The 17250-nt window shown below is 47.0% G+C and carries 14 protein-coding genes and 1 pseudogene; 12 read left to right on the top strand and 3 right to left on the bottom strand.

What is annotated here, in order from left to right:
• Nucleotides 1–16: 16 nt before the first annotated feature.
• Complete coding sequence (locus Q0380_RS06045) at nt 17–391, top strand: hypothetical protein (protein WP_298961384.1); 375 nt, start codon at nt 17–19, stop codon at nt 389–391.
• A 104-nt stretch (nt 392–495) separates the two neighbouring features.
• Nucleotides 496–1977 (top strand): autotransporter domain-containing protein, encoded by a 1482-nt coding sequence (locus tag Q0380_RS06040; protein WP_298961381.1) that lies wholly within the window; start codon nt 496–498, stop codon nt 1975–1977.
• A gap of 484 nt (nt 1978–2461) precedes the next feature.
• On the opposite strand, the gene Q0380_RS06035 is transcribed toward Q0380_RS06040, so the two are convergent.
• Genes Q0380_RS06035 through selA form a run of 3 tightly spaced genes read right to left on the bottom strand, consistent with a single transcriptional unit; the run spans nt 2462 to nt 6659 of the window.
• Nucleotides 2462–3175, bottom strand: coding sequence for a hypothetical protein (locus Q0380_RS06035; RefSeq protein WP_005871095.1), 714 nt, complete (start codon nt 3173–3175; stop codon nt 2462–2464).
• A 51-nt stretch (nt 3176–3226) separates the two neighbouring features.
• Complete coding sequence (selB, locus tag Q0380_RS06030; RefSeq protein ID WP_298961377.1) at nt 3227–5047, bottom strand: selenocysteine-specific translation elongation factor; 1821 nt, start codon at nt 5045–5047, stop codon at nt 3227–3229.
• Nucleotides 5040–6659: an L-seryl-tRNA(Sec) selenium transferase gene (gene selA, locus Q0380_RS06025; RefSeq protein ID WP_298961374.1), complete on the bottom strand. Its 1620-nt coding sequence runs from the start codon at nt 6657–6659 to the stop codon at nt 5040–5042. The genes selB and selA overlap by 8 nt, the downstream gene beginning before the upstream one ends.
• 166 nt (nt 6660–6825) lie before the next feature.
• On the opposite strand from selA, the gene Q0380_RS06020 reads away from it, so the two are divergent.
• From Q0380_RS06020 to Q0380_RS10490, 10 genes and pseudogenes are all read left to right on the top strand, one after another.
• Nucleotides 6826–8508 carry a 4Fe-4S dicluster domain-containing protein gene (locus Q0380_RS06020; RefSeq protein ID WP_298961372.1) on the top strand — a complete coding sequence of 561 codons (1683 nt, stop codon included), beginning with the start codon at nt 6826–6828 and terminating at the stop codon, nt 8506–8508.
• Nucleotides 8508–9377 (top strand): molecular chaperone TorD family protein, encoded by an 870-nt coding sequence (locus Q0380_RS06015; protein WP_298961369.1) that lies wholly within the window; start codon nt 8508–8510, stop codon nt 9375–9377. The genes Q0380_RS06020 and Q0380_RS06015 overlap by 1 nt, the downstream gene beginning before the upstream one ends.
• A gap of 252 nt (nt 9378–9629) precedes the next feature.
• Complete coding sequence (locus tag Q0380_RS06010) at nt 9630–9827, top strand: twin-arginine translocation signal domain-containing protein (RefSeq protein WP_005871103.1); 198 nt, start codon at nt 9630–9632, stop codon at nt 9825–9827.
• A gap of 10 nt (nt 9828–9837) precedes the next feature.
• Entirely contained in the window at nt 9838–12759 is a 2922-nt protein-coding gene (locus Q0380_RS06005) for a formate dehydrogenase subunit alpha (RefSeq protein ID WP_298961365.1), read from the top strand.
• Nucleotides 12760–12768: 9 nt separating this feature from the next.
• Entirely contained in the window at nt 12769–13326 is a 558-nt protein-coding gene (gene fdh3B / locus Q0380_RS06000) for a formate dehydrogenase FDH3 subunit beta (protein ID WP_297902700.1), read from the top strand.
• A 239-nt stretch (nt 13327–13565) separates the two neighbouring features.
• Nucleotides 13566–14183 carry a hypothetical protein gene (locus Q0380_RS05995; protein ID WP_297902697.1) on the top strand — a complete coding sequence of 206 codons (618 nt, stop codon included), beginning with the start codon at nt 13566–13568 and terminating at the stop codon, nt 14181–14183.
• A complete protein-coding gene (locus Q0380_RS05990) occupies nt 14180–15118 on the top strand; it encodes a hypothetical protein (RefSeq protein ID WP_298961360.1) in 939 nt (312 codons plus the stop codon). The genes Q0380_RS05995 and Q0380_RS05990 overlap by 4 nt, the downstream gene beginning before the upstream one ends.
• Nucleotides 15119–15128: 10 nt before the next feature.
• A complete protein-coding gene (locus Q0380_RS05985) occupies nt 15129–15758 on the top strand; it encodes a LysE/ArgO family amino acid transporter (RefSeq protein WP_298961357.1) in 630 nt (209 codons plus the stop codon).
• A 42-nt stretch (nt 15759–15800) separates the two neighbouring features.
• A complete protein-coding gene (locus tag Q0380_RS05980) occupies nt 15801–16286 on the top strand; it encodes a hypothetical protein (protein WP_298961354.1) in 486 nt (161 codons plus the stop codon).
• Between the two features lie 565 nt (nt 16287–16851).
• Nucleotides 16852–16953 (top strand): annotated as a pseudogene (locus Q0380_RS10490) (YgaP-like transmembrane domain); the annotation flags it as partial.
• Nucleotides 16954–17250 lie beyond the last annotated feature (297 nt).

The raw sequence follows: 17250 nt of genomic DNA, 5'->3' as shown, positions 1-17250 counted from the left end.
TTTGAGGCGGTGCAGAATGCTAAAGTCTTTTAAAAAAATCGTATCTCTTGCGCTTGTCGGTGCAGCAGGGTTCGGCCACGCGAGCGAGCAGAATTCCTGGAGCTATGCAAACGTGCAAAAATCACCTTCCAACAACACTTCCCGTTCCGACGTAATGAGCGCTGCGGACAGCCTGGGCGAGAAATTAAGCAGGCGCGACGCGGCTAGCGGTAACTCCGCGAGCGACGAGTATGAAAACTCATTTCGTATCAAGCTCGAATACGCAAGGGGCTTTGCCAAAAAGGGCTCATATTCGGGCAGGCTTAATAATCAGCGCGTTATGATGCCTGCATTTTGCTGGACGGGCAATAGCGGCGTAAATGCCGATTTTGGAATGGCATTACCAATATAGGCGGCGCGCTGGTTCCTTATGTAGCTTTCGGCTCTTACGAGGCGGCGACGCCGGGCAATCAAGCTACGCAATATCTGGTCAGAAGAGAAGAAGACGCAGTTCAGATGAAGCGAAATATCGCGGCGGGCATAGCAAATTTAGGCTATACCTATACCAAAAATTCTACTAGAAATCTAAATTTGGTCTATGCTGATATCGATAATTTCGTAAATTTCTACGGCAGAGAAAATATCGCGGGATACTTCATCGACGAAGTCAATACCGAGAATAATCCCGCAACTATCGCCTATATGGCGAATATCTACAATTATATCAAGACTAAATATCCGGGAATGCTAGTTTTAGCAAACAACGGTTGGGGCGTGCGCGACGCCATAGCCCCTTATGCGGACGTTTGGATGCTGCAAGAGGTGAGCGCGGACGACTACATAAACCACTATCGTCCTAGAACCTCTGAGTTTGAAAAAGACCCGGCAAATTCCTCTAAAATTTTGCACGTCATATACAACGCAAGACCGGATCAATACGACGAGATCATAAGGTTATCTCGCGAGCGCAACGCGGCAAATCTATTTATTACCTCCGATACGAATGCCTATCCTAGCGGATACGACGATCTGCCTACCTATTTTGAAGCGCTGATGCTAGCGATCAACAACTTCACGCCTAAAAACGGTAGCCTGTTTTCGCAGGTCGCAAGAGGCGGCAACCGGTTAGGCATCGAGATGCCGCGTTCGAAGGTCGATCTGGATCTTACCAAGCTAGCAAGGAATTCCGCTTATAAAAATTTAACCGACACTGACGGGCAGGAGTTTAACTTAAATGTAAGCGCGATTGGAAACTACGGCGGAGATTACAGCGACCGCTCGGGCGGCGTCAAATACGATCACAAGAGCGACGGAATTTTACTCGGAGCCTCCAAGAGAGTAGATGATCTTACGCTGGGCGTGATCTTTGGGTACCAAAAATCGGACGCTTGGTATGAGGGTAAATTCGACGGTGTCAAAGAAAACATCAAATCCTACGAGCTCGGTCTGGCGGGTAGATACGATTTTAACGAGAACGTGGATCTGGCGGTAAATTTAACATATTCAACAAACGATCATAAATTTGAAACCAACAACGGATTCGGCGCTATCCACGGCGCGAAATACAAGTCGCAAATTTGGGATTTTAGCACGAGAGCAGGGTATAAATTTTTATTTGAAAACGGCTATATTAAGCCATATTTGGGGCTTGGAGCGATTAGAGTGAACGAGGATGCGATCTCTAGGCTTAGATTTAGCTCCGCTTCAAAAACCGCGCCGAACGGCACGGCTGGAATTTACGCGATCAAAGCTTTCGGCGATCTGCAGATATTTGCAAATGCGGAGTACGAGCATCGATTCAGCGGCGATTCGTATCATGCTAGCAGAAAGTATTCGGACAGATACGACGTCGAGGGGCTTGATTATTCTAGCGGCGTGTTTAACGGCGCGATCGGATTGAAATATAAGATCCTTCAAAGCGTCGGACTCAGCGCATCGTACGAGCTAAGCGAGAGCAAAAATAGCCTGGCAAGAGCCGCTTTTGACGTGGAATTTTGATTTTAATCGGACGTAGCCCAAGATAGGCGGCTGAAGCATAACTGCAAATTCCTCTTTGCCGCAAATCAAAAATTTGCGGCTAAATTTTACCCGGGCTTTGCCGCGAAATTTTAAAATTTTGACCGTAAAATTTTTACTCGCATAATTTCTACTTTGAAATTCCATGTAAGGTCATTTTTTGTGCCGTTATGGATGCGAAGCGACGAGATGGAATCGCTGCCACAGAATTTCGCGCGGACGCTGAGGGGGTTTTAAAATTATAAGATTTTGCTCGTTTAAGACTTTGTGGATCGCGTTTCATCCGTAAGAGATTTTAAAATTCTATACTAGGTGCAACTGCGGAATTTTTAAAAGCAGCGGAATTGCAAGAACTCCAAAGGGGCAGTATTCATAATCCGAGGCAAAATTTAGATTGATTGAAAGCTACCGAAATTGGGTAAAAGAAGCGAAATTTTGCGGATCGCTCCGCAAAATTTAAGAGAGATTATTTTAGCTTGTCTAGTTCGATGATGTAAGGCACCGAGTTTACCCCCGCACCGAAGTATTTGGCAGCTAGGGCTTTTGCAGCGTTTAGCTCAGCAGCGCTTACGTCTTTGGCGCCTGCTTTGTTATCTTCAGCGTAGTATTTTCTAAAAACCGCTATCTTTTGCTCGTCGGTTTTAGCATTTTTGATCTCTTTGTAGATAAGCGCGGATTTTGCGTGGCCGTCATCGCCGTGAACGGAGGTCATGACGATATCAACATTGTTATTTTTTAGTGTTTCTTCGATCCTTGCCATCTCTTTGCGGCAGAATGGACACAAAGCGTCTGTCAGCATCAAAATCGTAGGCTTTTTAGGATCGTTTCCTAGCTTGATGATATTGTCTTTGCTCTCTGCTTTGAAGACCTTACTTAGCTGTCCTGCGATGCGGTCTTGTTTGATCTGCTCCTTATAGACTACGCGTTTTTTAGGATCGATGATATCGGTAAAGATCAGATCGCCTTGAGTGAAGATGATCTCCTCTTGCGACATATTGCCTTGAGAGATTTTTAAAACGACCGCTTCAACGCCCTTTGGCTCGCTAAGTGGGATGCGCTCGGCGACCTTTATTTCGATGCCTTGAGGCGCGCCGCCGTAGATAGATAAAATTTCGCTGTCGCTTAAAGCCGCGTTTAGGCTCGCTGCGAGCGCAACTGAAGTTAAAATAGCTTTTTTCATTTTTTTCCTTTGCAAAAAATTCCGTGCATTGTAGTGCAAAATTTTAAATTTTTACTTTTTCAAATAGCGTTTATTGTCGATCGTAACGATATTTCCCATTTTATCTAGGTATTCGAGATAGCAGATGACGAATTTCCTGCTAAGCCCAAGCTCCTCTTTGGCGTTTGTGACGTTTACGAAGCCCTCTTTTTCGATGATCGCGTAAAGGCGTTTGATCGCTAGGGCTAAATTTTCGGCCTCGACGAAGAGATTGTGCGCGAGACGGACGACCTTTTTGGCGTAGGTTAGCTTTTTTAACGCGTCATCGCCGCTGCTGCGGTCGATCTCTAGCTCGTCATATACGTTATACGGCGCAAGCGGCGCGATGCCGCCCTTTTTGATGAGATCAAAAATTTTACTCTCCAGGCTCTGCTTAAGCGCGTCAAAATCCACCCCCGATTTTACGTAAACTCCGCCCTTTTTGGAGACGATGCCGCCCCGCTCAAGCTCGCTAAGCGCACGCGCGGCAAGATCTTCGCTGGCCCACGAGAGCTTTAGGGCGATCGAGGCTGGCGAAAAGATCGCGTAGTCGTTTTTTGAGACGATAAATTTTATGAGGCTTTTCACGTCCTCGATCGCGCTTAGATCGTAAACGCATAAATTTGCTTCGTCGAAATACGTCCCTTCTATGCCGCGCGCGATCTTTACCGCTTCGTCGTATTCCATTCCGAAGCGCTGATATGCCGAAAATAGCCCGAATCCATGCTTGTGAAAGAGGCTTAAAATTTTAAACGCTTCGGTAAAATTTCGCTTCAAAAGCGCGGTGAGAAGTACGGCTTTGCTCTGCTTTTTTAGCGGCTCGACTACGGCGTTTAGCACGCGTCCTCCGCCGATTACGCGCGAGTTTGACAAGCAAACGAAGGGCTCGCCGAATTTCAAAAACATCGTTTTGTCAAATTTAAAGCTCACGAGCTTCTCGCCGCTAGGAAGTTCTTTTAAAATGAGCGCTTTTGCCGCGCTTTGCTTACTTCCGACGCAAAACAGCACATCTTGGTTGTGTGAAATTTCGCCGCTAAAGGTGCAGTCGGCTTCATTAAAGCCGCGAAAAAAGCCTTTTTTGCTTAGGATTTGCCCCTTTTGCAGCTCGCTCGTTTTGGCGTCCAGACTTAGCGCGACGCGGTTTGGAGCCTGCGCCAGCGGCGTGTCCTCGTCGTGTATCTGCACGCTTTTGACGTTAAAAATTTTACCCAGATCGCAGTTATAAAGCTTCTCGCCCTTTGAAATAGCGCCGTTAATGAGGCTGCCCGTTACGATGGTGCCAAGCCCCTTAAGCGAAAAGACGCGGTCGATGTAGTAGTGCACCACGCCGCCTCCTTGGCGCTGCGCGGGCTTGATATTGAAGAGATAGTTTTTCAGTTCAATGATACTTGCGGGATCTTTTATGCTGATAAAAAAAGTGTTTAAAATTTGCAAATCCTTAAATTTACTGATGTATTCCTTGCACTGCACCGCGACCTCGGACTTGCGCGCGTCGTCGGCTAGATCGCACTTGCTGATACATAAGATCACGCTTTTTACCCCAAGCATCGATAAAATTTGAATATGCTCTTTGCTTTGCGGCATCAGCCCGTCGTCCGCGGCGACTACCAGCATCGCAGCGTCGAAGGCATACGCGCCGCTAATCATCGTTTTGACTAGATTTTCATGCCCAGGAACGTCGATGAAAGCGACGTTGGTATCCCCAGAGCGCAGATGCGAAAAGCTAAGATCGATCGTGATACCACGTTCTTTTTCGCTCGGCATTCGGTCCCCCTCAAAGCCGTTTAGCGCCTTGATTAACGCGGTTTTTCCGTGATCGATATGGCCTGCGGTGCCGATGATTACGCTATTCATAAATTTCTCCGATCTTTTTTATTAAATCTTGCAAGTCGCTTTTTAAAATCGATCTGAAATCGAGCAAAAATTTATCATCTTCGATCCGCCCGATTATACCCGCAGCGCGAAATTTAGCCTGTGTGCTCTGCGGATCTGCGCCGTCAAGTATCGCAAGCGCGACGCTAGGGTAGGAGGCGCTCGGCATCGTGCCGCCGCCTACGAAGGTGGTAGTAGGCACGATCTGCGATTTTACGCCGATGCGCGATCGCACTAGCTCCGCTCGCTCACGTAGCTCATCTAGGCCGAGATGGATCTGATCTATCGTCGTGATGAGGTGAAATTCTTTATTTATATATGCCTTGATCGTCTCGGCAAGCAGACTTAGCGTGATCTTATCCACGCGCAGCATTCGCAGTAGCTGGTTTTTGCGCAGGCGCGCGATAAGCTCGCGATCCCCTAGGATAATGCCGCACTGCACGGAGCCGAAGAGCTTGTCGCCGCTAAAGCTAAGCAGCCGCACGCCGCTTTTTAAAAGCTCAAAAATAGAGGGCTCGCTTTTGCCTAGCCCAAATCCCAGCTCGCTCGCGTAGCCGCTTCCAAGATCGTAATAATCGATGATCTCGTTAAAGCTTTCCTCTTTTTTCATGCTAAATTTTGCGGGGTAAATTTTAGAAATTTCATCGGAAATTTCGCTCTCGCCGCCCGCACTGTCTCCATGAAAACGCTCGCTCTTTATGGACGGCTCGTCGCTTTTTAAATTTAAAGAATTTGCAGAGCCTGCCGCTAAGCCTAAACCGTTCGGCGCAGAATTTAAAATTTCGCCGTCCGTGTCCGAAGAGCCGCCGCAAAGATCTGCTAAATTTTTAAAATTTGCCGCTCTAAGCGCTAAAAATTCCTCTTTTTTACGCGTAGCCTTTCGCGCTAAGGCCGCAACTTCCGCAGCGCTTACGCTAGAGCTAAAGCCTGAAATTTTAAAATTTGAGCGGTGCACTTTCATCAAGATCGCCGTATTTTCATTGATCGCTTCTTCGTAATCGTCCGGCTTGGTTTTGTTCGTAGTGCCGATCTCTGTGAGCTTTGCGCCAGAGTTTGCCATCACTTCGCTTACTCGAAAGCTCCCGCCGATCTCGACTAGCTCGCCGCGGCTTACTACGACTTCGCGTCCGCGCGCGAAAGTATTTAGCACCAAAAATACCGCCGCAGCGTTGTTATTGACCACGAGCGCGTCCTGCGCGCCGAAGAGCTCGCTACACAAAAGCGCTATGTAGTCGTATCTGTTGCCGCGCGCGCCCTCGGATAGGTTGTATTCTAAATTTGAATATGAGGTGACTATCTTTTGCGCGCGGGCTAAAATTTCTGCGCTGATGACGCTGCGGCCGAGGTTTGTGTGCAGCACGACGCCGGTTGCGTTAATGAGCGGCTTAAGACTTAGATTTTGAAATTTTTCGTAGCGCGATTTGATGCGCGCGATGATCTCGCTTTCGCTTGCGAGCTCGCCTCCTTGCAGCGCCTTCCTGCGTACTTCTTCGATGAGCTCTTGCGCGATTTTGATGATTTGCGGGCGGAGGCAGTTTTGAAACTCCTGCGCGTTTGCGATTTTGTCGATTTTTGGTAGTTTGATTCGTTGCATTGCGACCCCGATGCCTTAAAATTTAGGCGATTTTATCATTTAAAGCTTTGATTTTGCTTTATCTATAAAATTATTAATTTAAATTCGATTTACTTTAAGTGCAGAATTTAAAAGCTGTTTAGAAAATAAGAGTAAAACCCGCCTAATTATCAATTTAGGATAGATTATGAAAGAACATGGATTTTACGCCGCGGGGCTAAAAGATGTCGTTTTAAGCGACGATATCGAAATTTGCGGCGATGAAGAGGAGGCAAAAAATGAGGAATTTATCGTCGCCAATTTACCGAAATTAAAGGCGCAAATTTATGCGCCCGAGATAAATTTTTATATAGAAAATTCCGCAGATGAGCCGCTACAAATCGCTAAAAACGTAGATATTTTGTATCGCGCCAAGGATATCGCCTTCGACGGTGCGCTAGATAGTGACTATCAAAAGCCCGTCGGCAAAAACGTGATTCTCGCCTGTGACGAGCCGCGAGAGGATCTTGTGAGGCTACTTAGGCAGCACGGATTTAAGGTGATCGCGTTAAGCAGAGCCGAGATTAAGTTCGTCTATGGCGAGATTGGCGATCTTGCGGTTACGATTTTAAGCGAGCGGGATGAGGTTGAGACTGAGGCGGATTTTTTCTTGATTAGCGGTGCAGTGCCATATCAGCTACGACAAAGCGGCTGCTACGAGATCTCGGGACTAAAAGACGATGAAATTTTAGAAATTTTAAATTCCAAAAGCCCGGTTTATCATTATAAGAATTCCACGATCTTCGATCCTGCGATCTGCCAGTATCAAGGCAGGCGAAATGAGCTGCGAGCGCCATGCGCGGAGATTTGCCCCACAGTGGCGATTTTGAAAAATGACGAAAAGCGCGAGCTCGTGTTTTCGCACATCGACTGCATCGGTTGCGGCGCGTGTGTGAGTGTCTGTCCTAGCGGCGCGCTAAAATTTGCCAAGCTGCCCCAAAGCGTATTTGGCGAGATCGCAAAGCTCTATGCAGGCAAAATTCCGCTTCTCATTGCAGAGAGCGAAATCGCATCCGCACCTGCAGTGCAGCTTCCGTGCGGTGTGCTGCCGTTTGGAATTTTCGGAAGCAAGCAAATAGATGAGGTAAATTTGCTAAGCGCTATGCAAGAAAGCGGCTCGAGCGTGATCGTTTACGGCGCGGACGTAGGCGAGGGCACGCGCGAAGCGGTGGAGCTTATCAATGGAATTTCGCGCGCGATCTACGGCAAGGACGCAGTATTTTTAGCGCGAAATTTAACCGAGCTGCAAGAGGCGTTAAAGTGGGCGCAAAGCTCTCAGCCCTGGGCGTTTAGCTTAAACGAACAGGGCTTTAGCAAGAAAGAAATTTTTTCCAAACGCGTAAGCGCAATGGTCGGCGAGGGCAGCTTCGGCGCCGTAAAAAGCGGAGAGTTGCTAAAATTTGGCAAAGTAAACATAAACGAAGCAAGCTGCACGCTATGCCTTAGCTGCGTGGGTGCCTGTAATACCGGCGCGCTGTATGCCGATAACAGCGACAATTCAATTAAGCTCAATGCCTCGCTTTGCACGACGTGCAACTACTGCGTGCTAAGCTGCGCCGAAAAGGATACGATCGAGCTTGAGCCTTGCGGCGTGGAGCTTGAGCCGGGATTTTTTAATTACAAAATGCTAGCTAAAGATGAGCTTTTTAAGTGCATTGAATGCGGTAAGGAATTTGCGACGAGCAAAGCCGTGATGAAGATCGCGGATATGATGGGCGCGCATTTTGCAAACGATCCTGAAAAGATGAAGACGCTTTTTTGCTGCGGCGATTGCAAGGCGAAAATAATGATAAAAAAGCAGATAGAAGATGCTAGAAAAGGGGCGATGTAATGGATACAAATTTAATCAAAGCAAGAAGCTACTACTATGAATTTTTTGCAATTCCGTTTTTTTTCTATGAAACGGATGCGAAATTTAAGCGCTGGAAGGAGCAACTGGAGTTTTTACGCAGCTCGCCCATTGTGCCTAGCGATGAGGCGGAATTTCAAAATTTGGCGAAATTCGATTTTGCAGCGTTTAAAAGCGAGCAAAATTCCGTGCTTTTTGATTTTTCATACGCCAACGTGCCGATGAGTGCGAGCTTCTACGACGAGGGGCGCGACGATGGGCGTATGCGTGTCGCGGTAATCGACGTGCTAAAAAAGAGTAAATTTCGCCGCAATATGGAGCTTTGCAAAGAGTGCGAGGATTATGTGGGATTTATTTTTTACCTGCATTCAACTCTACTTCGCGACGCGGCTGCAAAACACAGCGCGGTTTTAAACGGACAAAATTCCGTGGCAAATGAGCAAAATTTTACGAATAGCGCGAGCTTGACGGCGCAAGACGGAAAAAATTCTGCAGGTTTGCATGGCAGTAAAAATTTTACAGGTCCGCAGGATGGTAAAAATACCGCGAACTCGCAATGCGCTAAAAATTTCATCGGCGCACAAGACGGCGAAGCGCTGGCGTTAGAGCTTTTTACGAATGTCACCAACAGCTTTGTAGATGAGTTTAGCGAGCTTTTGTGCGGGCATGTGCGGGCGGATTTTTTCAAATCATTAGGCGCACTAATGAGAAGCTTTTTTGCGCTAGAACGCTCGCTTTTAGCGCTTGCCGCTCCGCAAAAGAAAGATCGCAGCGTCGTTAAAGAAGCGATCAAAAAAGGCGGCTATCAAAATAAATTTACCAATCCGGAAGATATTTTTGATCTGGATTGATAAATAAAATTTTTAACGGAAATCTTAACGCAAAAGCAGAATTTCGGTTAAATTTTAAACTTGCAAGCTCGAGTTTTGCGAGTAGTTTTTTAGTTAGAACTTTATATTTTGAATTTTAAATAAAATTTAAAAAGTAACTTAAAATTTAATTTCCATCTCACTGCCTTTTCGTTATAATTCATTAGACTTAAATCCTGTAACAGGCGTTACTACAATAAAAGATTTAAAGCGATTTCTTCACAAAGGAAAACCATGGAGAACAAACGCAGAGATTTTCTTAAAAAATCTCTAAAAATCGGCGCAGTAGGTGCCGTGGGCGTTGCCGCGTCTCAGGCTCTAGCGAAAAGCGAGCAGGACTATGGCGATACCGTTCGTGGCAAATCACCGAAAAAAGAGGTGCTTTACTGGGAGAGTGAAGCGTGGAAAAAATACTATAAAGTAGCTTACTAGGAGAATTTTCATGAGTGAGAATGCGATCGGAAGGAGATCGTTTTTGAAACTCGCCGCTTTAGGAGCGAGCAGCGTAGCTGCGTTTGGCGAAAATAATACGCTAAGAGCCGCTACTGAGCAAGAGATCAAAAACCCATTTCCAGGTTCCGTTATGAAGCGAACAATATGTTCGATCTGTTCCGTAGGCTGCGGTATTGAGGCTCAAGTGGATGAGAGCACCAATACCTGGATTCGCCAAGATATGGCAGTAGATCACCCGATCTCGCAGGGCAGTCACTGCTGTAAGGGAATCGATCAAATCGATCTAACCAAATCTAAAATGCGTCTTAAATATCCGCTCAAAAAGGTTGGTGGCAAGTGGGAGCGCATAAGTTGGGAGCAAGCCGTTGATGAAATCGGCGATAAAATGCTTCAAGTCCGCAAAGAGGACGGTCCAGATAGCGTAGTATTTCTGGGTTCGGCTAAATTTTGCAACGAGCAGGCATATTATTTTAGAAAATTTGCAGCCTTTTGGGGTACAAACAGCAACGACCACGTAGCTAGAATTTGACATAGCGCAACAGTCGCCGGTGTGGCGAATACTTGGGGTTATGGAGCTATGACAAATCACGTAGGCGATATGGCGAAAAATTCTAAAATGATCCTTTTCATAGGTGCGAATTCTGCGGTTGCAAATCCCGTAGGGGCTATGAAGCATGCTCTTCAAGCTCGCGATAGAAACGGCGCGAAAATCGTCGTCGTCGATCCAAATTTTACTAGAACTGCGGCTAAGGCCGATATGTATATTAGAATTCGTCCGGGAACTGATATAGCATTTGTGTACGGAATGCTGCATCTAATCTTCAAAAACGGCTGGGAAGATAAAGAGCTAATAAAAACCAGAACCTACGCTGTAGAGGAGATTAGAGCCGAAGCTGAGAAGTGGGATCCTAAAGAGGTAGCCAATGTCACCGGCTGCAAAGAAGAGGAGCTGATAGAATTTACGAGGATGTTTGCTACCACAAAGCCCGCTACTTTATGCTGGGCTCTAGGCATTACACAGCACTCGATCGGAAGTTCAAATACTAGAATTTTGGCTCTTTTGCAGCTCATACTAGGCAATATGGGCAAGCCAGGCGGCGGCTGCAACATCCTTCGAGGCCATGATAATGTTCAGGGCGCTACCGATATGTGCAATCTCTCCGATAGCTTACCTGCGTATTACGGGCTAGCCGATAACGCTTGGAAGCACTTCTGCAAGGGCTGGGGCGTAGATTACGAGCAGTTTATTAAAAGATTTGCCGTCTCTACTAAGCAGCCGCACGAAAAGCAGGGTGAAAAAGTGCCTGGTACGAATTTTACCGAGTATTTTCACTACGATCCGAGCATCGAGCAAGATACGATAAATTGGCGCAACGAAAAGGGCTTTTCGCTATCTAAATGGTGGCAGGGCGTTTTGAAAAACGAGCCCGTTTTAAGTAGTGGCAATGTCCGCGTTCTTTGGGTGCAAGGCACAGGAATTACTTCTATGGCTCACGTTCGAGAGACTCAAGAAGCATTAGGTAAGATCGATATGCTGGTAGTCGCCGAGCCGTTCTTAAACGAAGTAGCGATTCTAAACGATAGACCGGATGGAATTTATGTTTTGCCGGTAGCTACGCAGTTTGAAAGCGAAGGTCATCTAAGCGCTACAAACCGCAGTGGTCAGTGGAGAACTCAGATCGTTAAGCCGCTATTTGAGAGCAAAGAGGATCAAGAGGTAATGTTTTTATTCGCGAAAAAATTCGGCTTTTACGACGAATACGTTCGCGGCATGAAGATGGGCATCGTTGATGGCGAGCTTAAGCAGGTTAAAGACGATTTTGTTTGGCCTGACGACGCTACCGATGAGATCGCACGCAATACTCAAAGTATTGGAAATAACGGTCGTACCGCAGCTAGATTTCGCAGACAACAGAAAAATTGGCATCTATTTGATCCCGATACCCTGCGCGGCATAGGTGGCGAGGTCGAGGGCGAATATTACGGGCTTCCATGGCCTTGCTGGGATACGCAACACCCGGGCACGCCGATTCTTTACGATGTAACTAAGCCTTATGCCGACGGCGGTATGGGATTTAGAAACCGCTTCGGCTTAGAGCACGACGGCGTTTCGCAGCTAGCCGACGAGAGCATTACACTTCCGGGATCAAAAATTTCGGGCGGTCATGCGGAGATTACAAAAGCAAATATCGAACAGGTTTTAGGCATCATGCTAAGCGAGGATGAAAAAGCCAAGATGGGGCCTACGTGGAGTACCGATTATAGCGGTATCATTGCTAAAAAATGCCGCGAGTTTGGAATTTGCCCTTGCGGAAACGCAAGAGCAAGAGCGAAGGTTTGGCAGTTTGCGGATCAAATTCCGAAGCACCGCGAGCCGATCCACTCGCCTAGATGGGACTTGGTGGAAAAATATCCGACCTTTGCGGATCAAAAACGAAATTTCCGCGTCTTTACGAGATTTATCTCCGAGCAGAAAAAGCAGGATTGGAGCAAGGACTTCCCTACTATCGTAAGCTCGTTAAGGCTTGTAAATTTAAGCGGTGCGGGCATGATTGAGCGCACGAGCAAGTATCTTTCGGCGATTACTCCGGAGATGTTTGCGCACGTAAATCCTAAGCTTGCCGCTGATAAAGGTATCAAAGATGGCGAGATGATGTGGATTCATTCGCCGCAAGGCACGAAGATCAAAGTCAAGTGCATCTATTCGCACGCCGTAACGCCTGATCGTATTGTTATGCCGTATAACTTCGCGGGAATTTTCCAGGGCGAGGATCTAAGCGACCGCTATCCTGAGGGCACTAAGCCATATATCAGAGGCGAGAGCTCAAATACGATTACCAACTACGGCTTTGACATAAATACGCAAATTTCGGAATTTAACGCCGGTCTTTGCAGACTAGAAAGAGCATAAGGAGATAAAATGCCGGCAAGATTAAAATTTTACGTCGATGTCGAGCGTTGCATCGCTTGCTATGGTTGCCAGGTAGCCTGCAGCTCGGCGCACGAGGTTCCCGTGCAGATCAATAGGCGCAAGGTTATCACTTTAAACGAGGGCATAGAGGGGCAGGAGGTTTCAAGCTCTATTGCTTGCCAACACTGCACCGATGCGCCTTGCGCGCAGGTTTGCCCGGTTCAATGCTTCTATATCAGAACCGACGGCGTCGTTTTACACGACAAAGATAAATGTATCGGCTGTGGATACTGCCTCTACGCGTGTCCGTTCGGTGCTCCGCAATTCCCTAGAGACGGAGCTTTCGGTATCAAAGGCGCGATGGATAAGTGCACTATGTGCGCGGGTGGACCGGAGCCTACGTTTTCGCACGAGGAACTGCATAAATACGGTCAAAACCGCATCGCAGAGGGCAAGGTTCCGATGTGTGCGGCGATCTGTTGCACGAACGCTCTAATCGTGGGCGACGCGAGCAGAGTTTCGGATGTTTATCGCAAGCGCGTACTTACGCGCGGCGTGAGCCTATAAGATTGTGGAATTTTAAACGCCTACGATTTAAAATTCCGCCTCTTTTACAGAAATTTCAACCGAGCGGCGGCTTTAAATTTAGCGGTCGCTCGGCGTGAAATTTTATTTGAAAATCTCCGCTCTCGCGTATCGATCGTTAGATTATTTCAAAAAATCGCCCCTTGCCGACATTAAAATTTTAAATTTATGCTACAATCACTCAAATTTAGGATTTGAAATCTTAAGCGAAAGGATCTGTCTTGAAAAATAAAATTTCACTTTTTTTGGTCATTTCGGCGTTTTTGATTTTTACAGGTTGCTCTAAAAACGTGCCCGTAAATAGCGGTATTGTGCGCACTTCCGAGCCGCTTCACATTATGGAATTTCCGCAGGATAAACTCATAAGCGTAAATTTCACCAATACCTCTACGACAGATTCAAATTTAACCCAAGTAGTGATCCAACATCTGCGTGCGGACGGATTTAAGGTTGTAAATAAAAGTGCGGCGAACGTCCAAATCGGCGGCAATCTCAACTATTTCCGCAAGGCGGATTTTTCGCGCAGATCGTGGGATAATCCGAGATTTAGCTTCGGTATGGGATTTGGCAGATATTACAGATATACGGGCGTGGGCGTAGGCTGGGGGATGCCGTTCGGTTATGATCCTTGGGACGACGACGATTATTACAGAGACTACTTCTACGACTCGCAGATTAGCCTCTACATAAGCGTTAAAAACAAGGGCGCGTGGAAGGACTACGTAACGAACCTCAACTACCAAAGCATCAAAAACCCGGGTTCCAAAGACTCGGTAATGGATGCGCTAAATTTTAAAATTTACGAGTACATAAGACAGATGATTAAGCAGGGAAGATGATAGTAAAAGAGAATAAAAAGCCCGTAGCGATGACACTGGCGGGATCGACGATTTTGGCGCTCGCTAGCGGATATTGCTACCACGCTGGCTTTGGCGGTGCGGCGCTTTTCGCTTCCGTAGTGGCGGCATTTTGCGCGTTTTTTTGCGCGCTTAGACTCGGCGCGAAAAATTATTTGCAGATCGGCGAGGATGCTTTTACGATCGTGCGCGGCGCAAATTCCGAGAGCTTCGAATATAAAGACATCGCGAATTTAGGCACCAAAACCTTCGTCGCAGGCAGAAACAAAACGGAGCTTTTAAATTTTGTATTCAAAAAGGCGCCGCAGGCGCAGGACCGCTTTAATTTTTTGCGATTTTATAGCGACACGGAGGCCACACTGCCGGGCTCATTTGAAATTTCGATCTACGAGCTGAGTAAAATTTTGCGCGAGAAAGCGGGTCTTTCGCAAAGCTCCGAGGAAGAGCAAACCGCCTCAAAAGCTCGCAAGGGCGCCAAGGGCTCTAAAAAAAGCGCGGGTAGCGCTAAAAATTTTAAAACTAAAAACTTCCGCGATGAGAATTCCGCTTCGCAAAATTTCGATGCGCAAAGTTCCTGCGACGCACAAAATTTAGATGAAAATTCAGGCGCGGAAAATTCCCGCTCTACGCAGGATCCCGCCATGCAAAATTCTAGCGGCGCCGCTGATTCAAACGGCGCGCAGAATTTGAAGGGCGCTTCAAATTTAAACGAACAAAGCTCCGCCGCGCCGAATGGTGCCGCTTCCTTAAATAGCGCCAGCGCGGGCGAAAATTTCACAGGCGCCGAGAATTCCACTCCTAAAATTTCCGCAGGTGATAATGAGCTTGACGTTGCGCCAGGAAGTGTGGTAGCGGCTAGCTATGATGCCGCCGATGCCGCGATGCAAAGCTCTGCCTGCGAAAGTAAAAATAAGTAGAGGCGCGGCTTTGAACTCCTTACCGATCGGAATTTTCTTGCAAGGAGCCGCGCTGATGCTCTCGCTAATCGTCGCGATCGGCGCGCAAAATATCTTCGTCATCTCCCAAGGCCTTGCGAAAAACCACGTCGCAGCGGTTTGCATGGTTTGCGCGCTAAGCGATGCCATATTTACGGCCGTAGGGATATTTTTAATCGGCGGCGCTCTTAAGCAAGGCTCGCTTCTTACCCAAATTTTAGGCATAGGCGGGGTCATATTTCTGCTCTGCTACGCGCTAAGCTCGTTTTTTAGTGCCTATAAGGGCTCGCATTTTGCCAAGATTCAAAACTCTGCAAATAGCCCGCTGGCGCCCGTCGTAGCCAAAGCCCTTGCGGTGACGCTTCTAAATCCGCACGTGTATTTAGACACTGTCGTGGTCGTGGGTTCGCTCGGCGCTATGATTGCGGATCCGCAAAAGCCGTGGTTTTACGCGGGAGTTATGTTCGTATCGTTTGCGTGGTTTTTCGGCTTGGGCTACGGCTCGCGGGCGCTTTCGAAGCTTTTTGCAAGCAGCAGAGCATGGCGTATAATCGACGCGCTCGTGGGAGTTTTGATGCTATATATGGCGTATCTGATCGCGAAGTTTGTCTTTAAAATTTAAAATTTCACGCTAAAATTCCGCATTCTTGATAAAGGATCTATGATGAAAATTGAAATTGAAAGCGGGCTCGAACTAAAAGAGGCCTTGTGGCGCGTAGAGAAAGCTCTGCGACTAGTGACCGACAAGGACGGCAAAATCACATCGAGCGCGACGCTTTACGTGGGCAAACATTCGCTTTTAAATTTACTCGATACCAACCAGATCGAAAATATCCAAAACGCCTATGCGCGCGCCAGGACGGAATTTCGCGCGGAGATGCTGGGCGTGCTAGAGGGCTTTTTATCGCAAGAGGACGCCGAGAAAGATCCGGAATACGCGCTATTTAATCAGCTCTACCAGATGGCGATGACCGCAGGCAGAAAGAGCGATATCTTTATCCACGTCCAAGGCATCAGCGAAAACGAGGTCGTGCTGCGCGTCTATCAGCGCTTTGGGCTTGACGACGGCGTGATAATCTACTACGCAGGCGGCGAGTTTAGCTACACTCTGGATGAAAATTTCGGTAAAATTTATCGCTATGAGATCTAATTTTAGCGGTGCGGCGTGAGATCAGGTGCCTCTTCGATCGCAAATATTACGTCCGCATTATGCTTCTTTGCCACAGCGCGTAAATTTAGACGCTCAAAACACAGGCGAGTTTAAATTTAGGCAAACTTTCTACAACGATAGAATTCCGCTCGATTAAAATTTATCGTAATTCCAAATTTAAAGCTACATGTAAATTTTTATCCTTCGATACGCAAATTTTACCTACTGCCTGCCTGTATTCGAGTTCACCTTGTTTTACGTTCGTCAAAATTTTAAATCGAGCTTGAATAAATTTTGCTCCTCAGGCACACAAATTTTGTCGGATCGCACTTTTATGCAAAAGAAAAGATAATTAAACGAAGCCGAATTTAACTAAGGTGCGTATATAGGAGGGCGGGCTCAAAGATGATACGCCAGGTGGCGGTTTGCTGCCATTGCTTACTTTAAAAATTTTAAGTATTAATAGGTAAAAACAAAGAAGTGAAAACGCAATGCTAAGCAGTAAAACTAGGATAATAAGAGCGCTGATCGGTCTGGCGATAATGATCGCTGGAGTCGCGTTTGGCAGCTGGTGGGGAGGCTGGTCGGACTAGTGCCCTTTGTCGTGGGCGTCACGGGATTTTGCCCCGCTTGCTACTTTTTAAACCGCTGCTCGCTGAAGCGCTAAATTTAGCTGCGGTATGCGGTTTTGCCGTGCGCCGAGAAAATAAGCGTAATAAATTTTAGCGGCGAAGCGAGCGAGCTTTAAATTTTTAATTCTCCACGCTTCGTCGCGGAATGTTAAATTTAAACTAGCCCTTTAAAGCTTAAAATTTTATCGCGCGATGCAAGGCAGTAAATTTAATGTGGCAAATTTAATCTCGTGCCCCCGTCAATCGGCATGCCGCTATCTGGGTGAAATTTTAGTATACGCCGCTTTCGGCGTTTTTGTTAAAGTCGGCTTGCGCTCCGCGCCCGGCTACAA

Origin of the sequence: uncultured Campylobacter sp., assembly GCF_937959485.1 — a bacterium.
In the GTDB taxonomy this organism is placed as follows: domain Bacteria; phylum Campylobacterota; class Campylobacteria; order Campylobacterales; family Campylobacteraceae; genus Campylobacter_B.
The sequence above is the reverse complement of the archived record's forward strand: the minus strand, read 5'-3'. Positions and strand labels throughout refer to the sequence as shown.

Bases quoted from the DNA above. Each gene is read 5' to 3' on its own strand.
- selA (WP_298961374.1), bottom strand. From the start codon at position 6,659: ATGCAACGAATCAAACTACCAAAAATCGACAAAATCGCAAACGCGCAG.
- Q0380_RS05980 (WP_298961354.1), top strand. From the start codon at position 15,801: ATGAAAATTGAAATTGAAAGCGGGCTCGAACTAAAAGAGGCCTTGTGG.
- Q0380_RS05990 (WP_298961360.1), top strand. From the start codon at position 14,180: ATGATAGTAAAAGAGAATAAAAAGCCCGTAGCGATGACACTGGCGGGA.
- Q0380_RS06010 (WP_005871103.1), top strand. From the start codon at position 9,630: ATGGAGAACAAACGCAGAGATTTTCTTAAAAAATCTCTAAAAATCGGC.
- Q0380_RS06045 (WP_298961384.1), top strand. From the start codon at position 17: ATGCTAAAGTCTTTTAAAAAAATCGTATCTCTTGCGCTTGTCGGTGCA.
- Q0380_RS06015 (WP_298961369.1), top strand. From the start codon at position 8,508: ATGGATACAAATTTAATCAAAGCAAGAAGCTACTACTATGAATTTTTT.
- fdh3B (WP_297902700.1), top strand. From the start codon at position 12,769: ATGCCGGCAAGATTAAAATTTTACGTCGATGTCGAGCGTTGCATCGCT.
- Q0380_RS06020 (WP_298961372.1), top strand. From the start codon at position 6,826: ATGAAAGAACATGGATTTTACGCCGCGGGGCTAAAAGATGTCGTTTTA.
- Q0380_RS06040 (WP_298961381.1), top strand. From the start codon at position 496: ATGAAGCGAAATATCGCGGCGGGCATAGCAAATTTAGGCTATACCTAT.
- Q0380_RS06035 (WP_005871095.1), bottom strand. From the start codon at position 3,175: ATGAAAAAAGCTATTTTAACTTCAGTTGCGCTCGCAGCGAGCCTAAAC.
- selB (WP_298961377.1), bottom strand. From the start codon at position 5,047: ATGAATAGCGTAATCATCGGCACCGCAGGCCATATCGATCACGGAAAA.